The organism is Clostridium sp. CTA-1, from assembly GCF_054768215.1.
Genome location: NZ_BAAAAP010000042.1, coordinates 1 through 7,910, shown reverse-complemented (window position 1 = coordinate 7,910; position 7,910 = coordinate 1). Strand labels below are relative to the sequence as shown.

At 25.5% G+C, this 7,910-nt stretch carries 11 protein-coding genes; all 11 read left to right on the top strand.

Annotation, left to right across the window (positions count from 1 at the left end):
- Positions 1-322: 322 nt before the first annotated feature.
- Complete coding sequence (locus ACYUEW_RS18680) at positions 323-1,132, top strand: ABC transporter substrate-binding protein (RefSeq protein WP_043031827.1); 810 nt, start codon at positions 323-325, stop codon at positions 1,130-1,132.
- A gap of 1 nt (position 1,133) precedes the next feature.
- Positions 1,134-1,793, top strand: a complete 660-nt coding sequence (locus ACYUEW_RS18675) for an amino acid ABC transporter permease (protein ID WP_043031828.1) — start codon at positions 1,134-1,136, stop codon at positions 1,791-1,793.
- A 129-nt stretch (positions 1,794-1,922) separates the two neighbouring features.
- The gene (locus ACYUEW_RS18670; RefSeq protein WP_043031829.1) at positions 1,923-2,471 is read left to right on the top strand and encodes a CD3072 family TudS-related putative desulfidase; all 549 of its coding nucleotides are present in this window, start codon (positions 1,923-1,925) and stop codon (positions 2,469-2,471) included.
- Between the two features lie 94 nt (positions 2,472-2,565).
- Positions 2,566-4,578: an ATP-dependent helicase gene (locus tag ACYUEW_RS18665; RefSeq protein ID WP_460277667.1), complete on the top strand. Its 2,013-nt coding sequence runs from the start codon at positions 2,566-2,568 to the stop codon at positions 4,576-4,578.
- A gap of 53 nt (positions 4,579-4,631) precedes the next feature.
- On the top strand, positions 4,632-5,378 hold the full coding sequence (locus ACYUEW_RS18660; RefSeq protein ID WP_460277665.1) for a tyrosine-type recombinase/integrase: 747 nt from the start codon (positions 4,632-4,634) through the stop codon (positions 5,376-5,378).
- A gap of 26 nt (positions 5,379-5,404) precedes the next feature.
- Positions 5,405-5,539, top strand: a complete 135-nt coding sequence (locus tag ACYUEW_RS18655; RefSeq protein WP_321161997.1) for a hypothetical protein — start codon at positions 5,405-5,407, stop codon at positions 5,537-5,539.
- A complete protein-coding gene (locus tag ACYUEW_RS18650) occupies positions 5,527-5,682 on the top strand; it encodes a hypothetical protein (RefSeq protein ID WP_043031831.1) in 156 nt (51 codons plus the stop codon). The genes ACYUEW_RS18655 and ACYUEW_RS18650 overlap by 13 nt, the downstream gene beginning before the upstream one ends.
- Before the next feature lie 275 nt (positions 5,683-5,957).
- Positions 5,958-6,152, top strand: a complete 195-nt coding sequence (locus ACYUEW_RS18645; RefSeq protein WP_003486635.1) for a hypothetical protein — start codon at positions 5,958-5,960, stop codon at positions 6,150-6,152.
- A 282-nt stretch (positions 6,153-6,434) separates the two neighbouring features.
- Positions 6,435-6,659 (top strand): BhlA/UviB family holin-like peptide, encoded by a 225-nt coding sequence (locus tag ACYUEW_RS18640; protein ID WP_003360661.1) that lies wholly within the window; start codon positions 6,435-6,437, stop codon positions 6,657-6,659.
- A 1-nt stretch (position 6,660) separates the two neighbouring features.
- Entirely contained in the window at positions 6,661-6,834 is a 174-nt protein-coding gene (locus tag ACYUEW_RS18635) for a hypothetical protein (RefSeq protein WP_434303140.1), read from the top strand.
- On the top strand, positions 6,834-7,589 hold the full coding sequence (locus tag ACYUEW_RS18630; RefSeq protein WP_460277662.1) for a CBO1751 family endolysin: 756 nt from the start codon (positions 6,834-6,836) through the stop codon (positions 7,587-7,589). The genes ACYUEW_RS18635 and ACYUEW_RS18630 overlap by 1 nt, the downstream gene beginning before the upstream one ends.
- The last annotated feature ends 321 nt before the right edge of the window (positions 7,590-7,910 follow it).

Below are 7,910 nucleotides of genomic sequence, written 5' to 3'. Positions count from 1 at the left end.
ATATATATATTAAGTAATTATAAATAAAAATATTATATTTATTCTCTTTTTATCTATTATAAATTATTAATATACATTGCATAAAATAGGAACAAGCTTATAATTATAAAAAAATGTAATAGTATTTTGGTTGTATATTATGTTTTTTTATAATAAGACATAATAATAGACAATAATATAAAAAGCTGTTTATAATGAAAGTGGAAATTATATAAAATTTAAATTATATTAAATTTATTGTGATAAATATATAAGTTAATATAATTTTATTTTATATATAATATTAACTATACAATTATTAATTATTCTGGAGGGGAAAATTATGTTCAAGAAAAAAGTATTAAGTGTTTTATTTATGATGGTATGCATTTTATCTTTTACATTAGTTGGATGTGGTCAGAAAACGTCTTCTTCTAATGAAAAAGATAGTTCATATTCAAAGGTTAAAGATAATGGAAAATTGGTAGTAGGGTTATGTGCTCAATATCCACCCTTCGAGTCAAGAAATGACAAAACAAGCCAAATAGAGGGATTTGATGTAGACTTAGCTAAAGAATTAGGAAAAGAAATGAACTTAAAGGTAGAAATAAAGGATGCGGAATGGGAAGCACTTTTAGGTGGTGTTAGTAAAGGAGATTATGATGTTTTAATAACTTGTATGTCAAAAAAAGAAGCTGCACAGGCTAATATAAACACTTCTGATACATATTACAAATTGGATGACATAATAGTAGTAAATAAGAATAATAATTCTATACATAATAAAGATGATTTGAAAGGAAAAGTAGTTGGGGTTCAAACATCTACTAGCAGTGAACAAGTAGTTGATAAATTAGATGAAATAAAGGAAATAAAAAGATATAATAGGAATCCTGAAGCATTCATAGATTTAAAAAATAACAGAATTGATGCTGTGGTTGTAGGGTATGCTTATGCAGCTACCGCAATGAAGGACAAAAAGGATGATAATTTAAAAATAATAAATTCACCAGTGGGTTCGTCAGATATAGTTATGGTTACTAAAAAAGGTTCTAATGATTTAACAAAAGAATTAAACAAAGCGTTAAAAAAAGTAAAAGAAAGTGGCAAATATGAAGAAATCAAAAATAAGTGGTTAAGTTTAGAGAAATAATATGGAACTTAATTTTGATATTGTTTTTAGAAATTTACCATTTTTATTAAAGGCTACATTAGTAACTATAAAAATAACTTTACTTTCTTTTATTATGGCTATTATATTAGCTTTTATTGTAGGAGTTTTAAGAACTTATAAATTCTCTAAAATATTAGACCTTATATTAAATGCATACGTAGAAATTTTTAGAGGATCTCCGCTACTTATACAATTATTTTTTATATATTATGGATTACCTAGCGTTGGAATAGCTATGGATGCAGAAGTAGCTGCTGTTATAGGACTAGCATTGAATGGAGCAGCATACATGTCAGAAATTATAAGAGCAGCTATACTTTCTATAGATAGAGGGCAGGAAGAGGCAGGTTTTTCTTTAGGATATACAAGATTTCAAAATTTACGCTATATAATATTACCTCAAGCGGTTCAAATATCTGTGCCTCCATTAGTAAATGGTTTTTCCTCACTTTTGAAAGACACATCTTTGGTATCGGTTATTTCTATAACGGAACTAACAAGAAGTGGGAATCTTATATATTCAAGAACAGCTAGGCCCTTTGAAGTATATTTAACTTTAGGATTATTTTATTTTGTGTTAACTTATATAGTTTCTTTATGTTCAAAATTTATAGAAAAAAGAAATGAAAAGTGGAGTTAGATGAATAAATGAGTCTGCTTGTTTGTAAAATTTTAATTAAATACTGATTATATATTTGATTATTTGGCAGCTAAAAGCTGCTTTTTCTTTTATAATTTAAAAAACTATATTTTAAGGAGGAATTAAATAATGAAAAGAAGTAAAAAAATAGTTTTGCTTGGTCATTGTATACTAAATGTAAATTCAAAGGTGGAAGGATTAGCTCAATATGAAAACAATTCTTTAGAACTTTTGGAATATTTGATAGAAAACAAATTTGGAGTAATACAATTACCTTGTCCAGAAGCAGGGTTTTATGGAATGAGAAGATGGGGACATGTAAAAGAACAATTTGATACACCTTATTATAGAGAATACTCACGAAAAATATTTTATCCTATACTTCAGCAGGTAGAAGATTATATAAATAATGGATATGAGATAAAATGCATAATAGGAATAGATGGCAGTCCAAGTTGTGGTGTTTCTTTTACATGTTCATCAAAAGAATGGAAGGGAGATTTTATAAATAAAGAGGAAACATTAAAAAAGATAGATAATATAAAATATTGTAATGAGAAAGGGATATTTATGGAAGAGATAGACAAAATGTTGAAAGAAAAAGATATAAATATTCCTATAATTTCAATAAATGAAGTTGAAAAGATTTCTTTAGAAAAGATAAAAAATTTTTTATAAATGATAGGAAAGGTTACTATTGTAAATTTGATATTTTCTTTAGCTTCTAGTAAAGTATACTTAATTAACATTAGAAGGTTAAGGGAGTTTTTATATGATAGATTATAGTTTTTTAGATCAATATCAAAAGGAAGCGGTTAAATGCCATAAGGATAATACATTGATTGTGGCTCCACCTGGTTCTGGTAAAACCACTGTTATTATAAATAGAGTTGTACATTTAATAGAGGATTTAAAAATAAATCCTAATAATATACTAGTAATAACTTTTACTAGAGCTGCAGCTATGAATATGAAAGAAAGATATAAAAAAATAAGTGATAGTAGAAGATCACCTTTTTTTGGGACTTTTCATGGCCTTTTTTATAAAATATTAAATAGATATTATAAAAACATAAATATAATAAGCAGCAAAGAAGCCTATTCTTTAATAAACAATATACTTATATCTTATTTGGATTCTGTAAATGAGGATAAAGTAAGAGATGTTTTAAATGATATATCTTTTTTTAAAACTAGTGGGTTAACTATGGACAATTTTGTTCCTAAAATTGATAAAAGTATATTTGAGCACTGTCTTAATAGCTATGAAGAGTATAAAGATAAAAAAGAACTTTTAGATTTTGATGATTTGCAAATTAATATGTTTAAGCTTTTAAAGGAAGATGGAAGAATTCTTAATGGTTATAAAAAATTATTTAAATATATATTAGTAGATGAATTTCAAGATTGTGATACATTGCAAATAAATATTCTTCAAATGTTATCTAAGGGTAATTCTTTATTTGCAGTAGGGGATGAGGATCAATGTATATATTCTTTTAGAGGATCTAAGCCAGAATGTATGGTGAATTTTAACCACTATTTTGAAAATGGAGAAAAGATATACTTAAGATATAATTACAGAAGTCCTAAAAATATAGTAGAGATTTCCAAAAATCTTATTCAAAATAATAAATTAAGAAATAATAAGAAAATAGAAGCTTATAATGACTATGATAAAAATATAGTGTTAAAATCCTTTTTAAACGAAAGGGAGCAAGCGGAGGAAATAAGTAAAATAATTAATAACATTATAAATGAGAGATATGAATATAAAGATATAGCTATACTCTATAGAACTAATATGGAAAGTAGAAGTTTAACAGATTTGTTTTTTAAAAAAAGAATACCCTTTAGACTTTTAGATAAGGGATATAATTTTTTTAATCATTTTGTATGTAGGGATATACTAGCCTATATGCAAGTATGTATAGATCCCTATGATAAAAAAAGCTTTTTAAAGATTATAAATAAACCCTTTAGATATGTAAGTAAACTAAATGTGGAAAGAGTAAGAAGATATAAATATGCTAAAAATAGTTTTGATATATTAAAAGAGCAAAAGGATATACAGCCTTTTCAAATAAAGAATTTAGAGAATCTTGAAAAGGATATAAATAAAATGAATAAAATGAGTGCCCAAGATGCTATAGGGCACATAATGCATACTTTAGGTTATGAAGAGTATATTAAAGAATATAGTGAAAGAATAAAAATAGATAAGGAAGAGCTTTTACAAATAGTAGATGAATTAAAAGAAGCAGGGGAAGGATATACAAGTATCTTAACTTTCTTAGTTCATGTTGAGGAAGTAGAAAAGGAAATAAATAAAAAAGAAATAAATGAAGATAGTGTAATATTAAGTACAATACATGGAGTYAAAGGCATGGAATTTAAAAATGTAGTTATTGTAAATTGTAATGAAGAYAATATTCCTTATAGTAAATCAGATGAAGAAATTAATATAGAGGAAGAGAGAAGACTTTTTTATGTAGGTATTACAAGGGCAAAAGAAAACTTATATTTAACTGTACCAAAGGTTATAAGGGGGAAGAATAAAGAAACYTCTRATTTTATAAAGGAATGCAARTTAGATAAAGAGTTATTAGAAAATGATTATTTTAAAGGAAAAGAAAGAGTTGTTCATAAGGTGTTTGGTGAAGGAATTATTGAAAATCAAGGGRRARATTATGTRGAGATAGGATTTTTAGATGGAACTAAAAGAAAATTTGATAGAAATGTTATAACTAAKAGYAATATTATTAAAAAGAAAAGTGTATCATAAGGTTGTTCCATACATGTAACAGTAAAAAACATGTGTGGAGGTATGGAACGAAAATGGCTAAATTAAGATTGAAAAACTTAAATAAAACAACTAATAAAATAGTAGGAGAAATTTATGGAGATTATTTAAATTATTGTACAAGCATCGGCCAAAGAGAAAAAACTATAGAGAGCAAAGAAGAGTTTGGAAAATATGAATTAATAAAAGTAGTAAATTTAGATTCAAATATCAAAGAATTAACTAAAGAAAAGATAGAAAAGCATATAATAAATATGCGTAAAGAAGGATATAAAGGAAATACTTATCAGACATATGTTATAAAAATGAGAGCTTTTTTAAGTTATTGTTTTAATAATAATTATCTTACTAAATTTACAGTGAAAATACCTAATATTTTATTAGAAAAAAAGGAAGTTTATACAGAAGAAGAAGTTATAAAATTATTGAAAAAACCTAGCATAAATACTTGTCTTGTAGGAGATTTTCGTTCTTGGGCAATTTGCTCATTTCTTTTGTCAACAGGCTGTCGTGCAGAAACTTTGTTAAATGTTCATGTAGAAGATGTTAATTTTAGTACAGATAGCATACTTTTTAGACATATGAAAACTAAAAGACAAATAACTGTACCATTAAGCAATACCTTAAAAGTTAATTTAATGGAATATATTCAAAGAATGGGATTAAAGCAAGAAGATTATTTATTTCCTTTGCTAAATGGGGAAAAGATGAAATATGATACTTGTCATCAAAATTTAAAAAATTATTTTAAACATAGAAATGTAAAATTCCATGGTGTGTGAACACTTTTAGAAATACATTTGCTACAATGGCACTTAAAAATGGGGCGGGGATATATCTGATCCAAAAATGTCTTGGACATGCAGATATAAAAATGACCGAAAGATATATAAATTTACATTGTATAATTTCCAATAGGGGGGATTGCATATGGCAACTATAAGAAAAAATATTACACTAGATACTGAAACATATAAAAATTTTTGTAAGATAGCTGAAAGAAAAGGAATAAGAATGTCTACATGGATTAATGCAAAAATGAAAGAGTTTATAGAAGAAGAACAAGAAAGGGTTATAGAAAGATAATCAATGTATAAAATTTACATTTTTGATTTGAGATTGACAAATTTTCATATATGATCTATACTATATAAATGATGCAAATATTAAAAAGAAGGGTTTAAGAGGTTAGAACAGATATTAATTTTGAACAATATGAAAATTTAATTGGGAAACTAAGTAATTTAAAAGTAAGAGAATGGTATATTTACCATGATAAAAATATTGTTAATAAAATAGATAAAACATTAGCAATAAAAGAGCAAGCTATAAAGGCTCATTTATTAAGAAACAAATATAGAATGCAAGCTAGAAAATTAATGAGAGATAGAGAGTTAGCAGCATATTTGGATATTAATAATTCTAATTTGCCATTTGAGTATTATGAAAATAAATATTTAAAACAAGGATACACTGGTAATTTACTTTATAGAAAAATATTAGAAGCTTCAAATAGAACAAATAAAGAAGTAAATAAACAATTAGGAATAATGTAATAAAAACAGATATTAAGACACTTAGTAAGGTGTCTTTTTTAGTTCCCAATAGTGAGTATTTATAGATATGAATACTTACAAATAGCTATAAATAAGGGTTTATAAGTGTAAATGGGTATAATTGGTAATGGGTAATTAAGACGACACAAGTAAATATCTTAAAAGGAAAAATAAGGACTAGAGATAGTCTTTTTATTTTTGCTTATTATAGTTACATAAATTTAGTTATGTTAACTAAATTTAAAGTAAACCAAAAAATAATAAAGAAAGGATGTGTATTCTATGGAACAGGAAATGATGAAATATATGATAAGCCAGGGGGCTTTTGCGGTATTGTTTTGTTACTTATTATATTTTGTACTTAAAACATCAAAGGAAAGAGAAGAAAAAATGCAAAGTACAATTGATAAAAACCAAGAAGTTATTGGTGATTTAGCTAGAAAATTTGATGTATTAGAAGATGTGAAAAGAAGTGTAGATAAAATAGAGAATAAATTGGAGGGATAGTATGGATAGAGTATTAAGAAAAATAACAAGTGCTAGGTGGCTTATAGCAGTAATAATGACTATAGTATTTGCTATATTATCAATTAAAAACACTATAAATACAGAGTTTATAACCATTTATACTATGGTTATAGCATTTTATTTTAGTAAGGATAGGAAGGAAGTAGGTAAATAATGAAAATAGGAATAGATTGTGGACATACATTAAGTGGTGCCGATTATGGAGCAGTAGGAATAAAAGCAGAATCAAATTTAACCAGAGAAGTAGGTACTAGAGTAATAAGTAAATTACAAACTTTAGGTCATACAGTTATTAAGTGTTACAAAGATACTTGTAATAGTTTAAATGATAGTTTAAGTTATAGAACTAATACGGCTAATAATAACAATGTAGATTTATATGTATCTATTCATTTTAATTGCTATAACGGTAATGCTTATGGAACAGAAGTATTTACATATGGAGAAAAGGAATTACAACAAGCTAGAGCGGTATTAAATAATATTTGTGCATTAGGATATACAAATAGAGGTTTAAAAGATGGTAGTAATTTATATGTATTAAAACATACAAAAGCTAAAGCTATGCTTATAGAATGTTGTTTCTGTGATAACTCTGGAGATATGAATAGGTTCAATGCCGAAAATATGGCTGACGCTATAGTTAAAGGTTTAGTAGGTACTACAGTAGCTACACCAAGCAAACCACCTATAAATAATAATAGTTGGATTAATTTAGATGGTAAAACAGGTACTATATGTACTCCAAGTGGTGTAAATGTTAGAGAAAAGAAATCAACTTCTAGTAGAATATTAGGGGCTTTGCCTAATGGTGTAAAGGTTAAATTATATAGAAAAGAAGGGGAATGGATGCATGTATACTATCCTCCACATGGTGGATATGTTTATGGTAAATATATAAGGTATTAATTTTAAAGGTACTTCTATAATGGGAGTACCTTCTTTTTTTTATTGAGGAAATTATAATTTTCTTTATGCATTTTTCTCATCCCTTTCTATATGTATATTTATATATTATAATGTCTTGATAAAAAAGATACTATCTAATTTAAAATCGTATCTTTTTTACTACCTTATCTTAATAGTATTTTTAGTTATTATATTAAAAAATATTTTTAAATTTTATATTTTTTGGTTATAATGGAATAAAATTATTTTAAATTTTATGATTTGATGGTAAAATAAATAATAACTAAATTTAATTATAAAAATAAAGAGAGGGTGTTAATT

Bases quoted from the DNA above. Each gene is read 5' to 3' on its own strand.
- ACYUEW_RS18680 (WP_043031827.1), top strand. From the start codon at position 323: ATGTTCAAGAAAAAAGTATTAAGTGTTTTATTTATGATGGTATGCATT.
- ACYUEW_RS18675 (WP_043031828.1), top strand. From the start codon at position 1,134: ATGGAACTTAATTTTGATATTGTTTTTAGAAATTTACCATTTTTATTA.
- ACYUEW_RS18670 (WP_043031829.1), top strand. From the start codon at position 1,923: ATGAAAAGAAGTAAAAAAATAGTTTTGCTTGGTCATTGTATACTAAAT.
- ACYUEW_RS18660 (WP_460277665.1), top strand. From the start codon at position 4,632: ATGGCTAAATTAAGATTGAAAAACTTAAATAAAACAACTAATAAAATA.
- ACYUEW_RS18655 (WP_321161997.1), top strand. From the start codon at position 5,405: ATGGCACTTAAAAATGGGGCGGGGATATATCTGATCCAAAAATGTCTT.
- ACYUEW_RS18650 (WP_043031831.1), top strand. From the start codon at position 5,527: ATGGCAACTATAAGAAAAAATATTACACTAGATACTGAAACATATAAA.
- ACYUEW_RS18645 (WP_003486635.1), top strand. From the start codon at position 5,958: ATGCAAGCTAGAAAATTAATGAGAGATAGAGAGTTAGCAGCATATTTG.
- ACYUEW_RS18640 (WP_003360661.1), top strand. From the start codon at position 6,435: ATGGAACAGGAAATGATGAAATATATGATAAGCCAGGGGGCTTTTGCG.
- ACYUEW_RS18635 (WP_434303140.1), top strand. From the start codon at position 6,661: ATGGATAGAGTATTAAGAAAAATAACAAGTGCTAGGTGGCTTATAGCA.
- ACYUEW_RS18630 (WP_460277662.1), top strand. From the start codon at position 6,834: ATGAAAATAGGAATAGATTGTGGACATACATTAAGTGGTGCCGATTAT.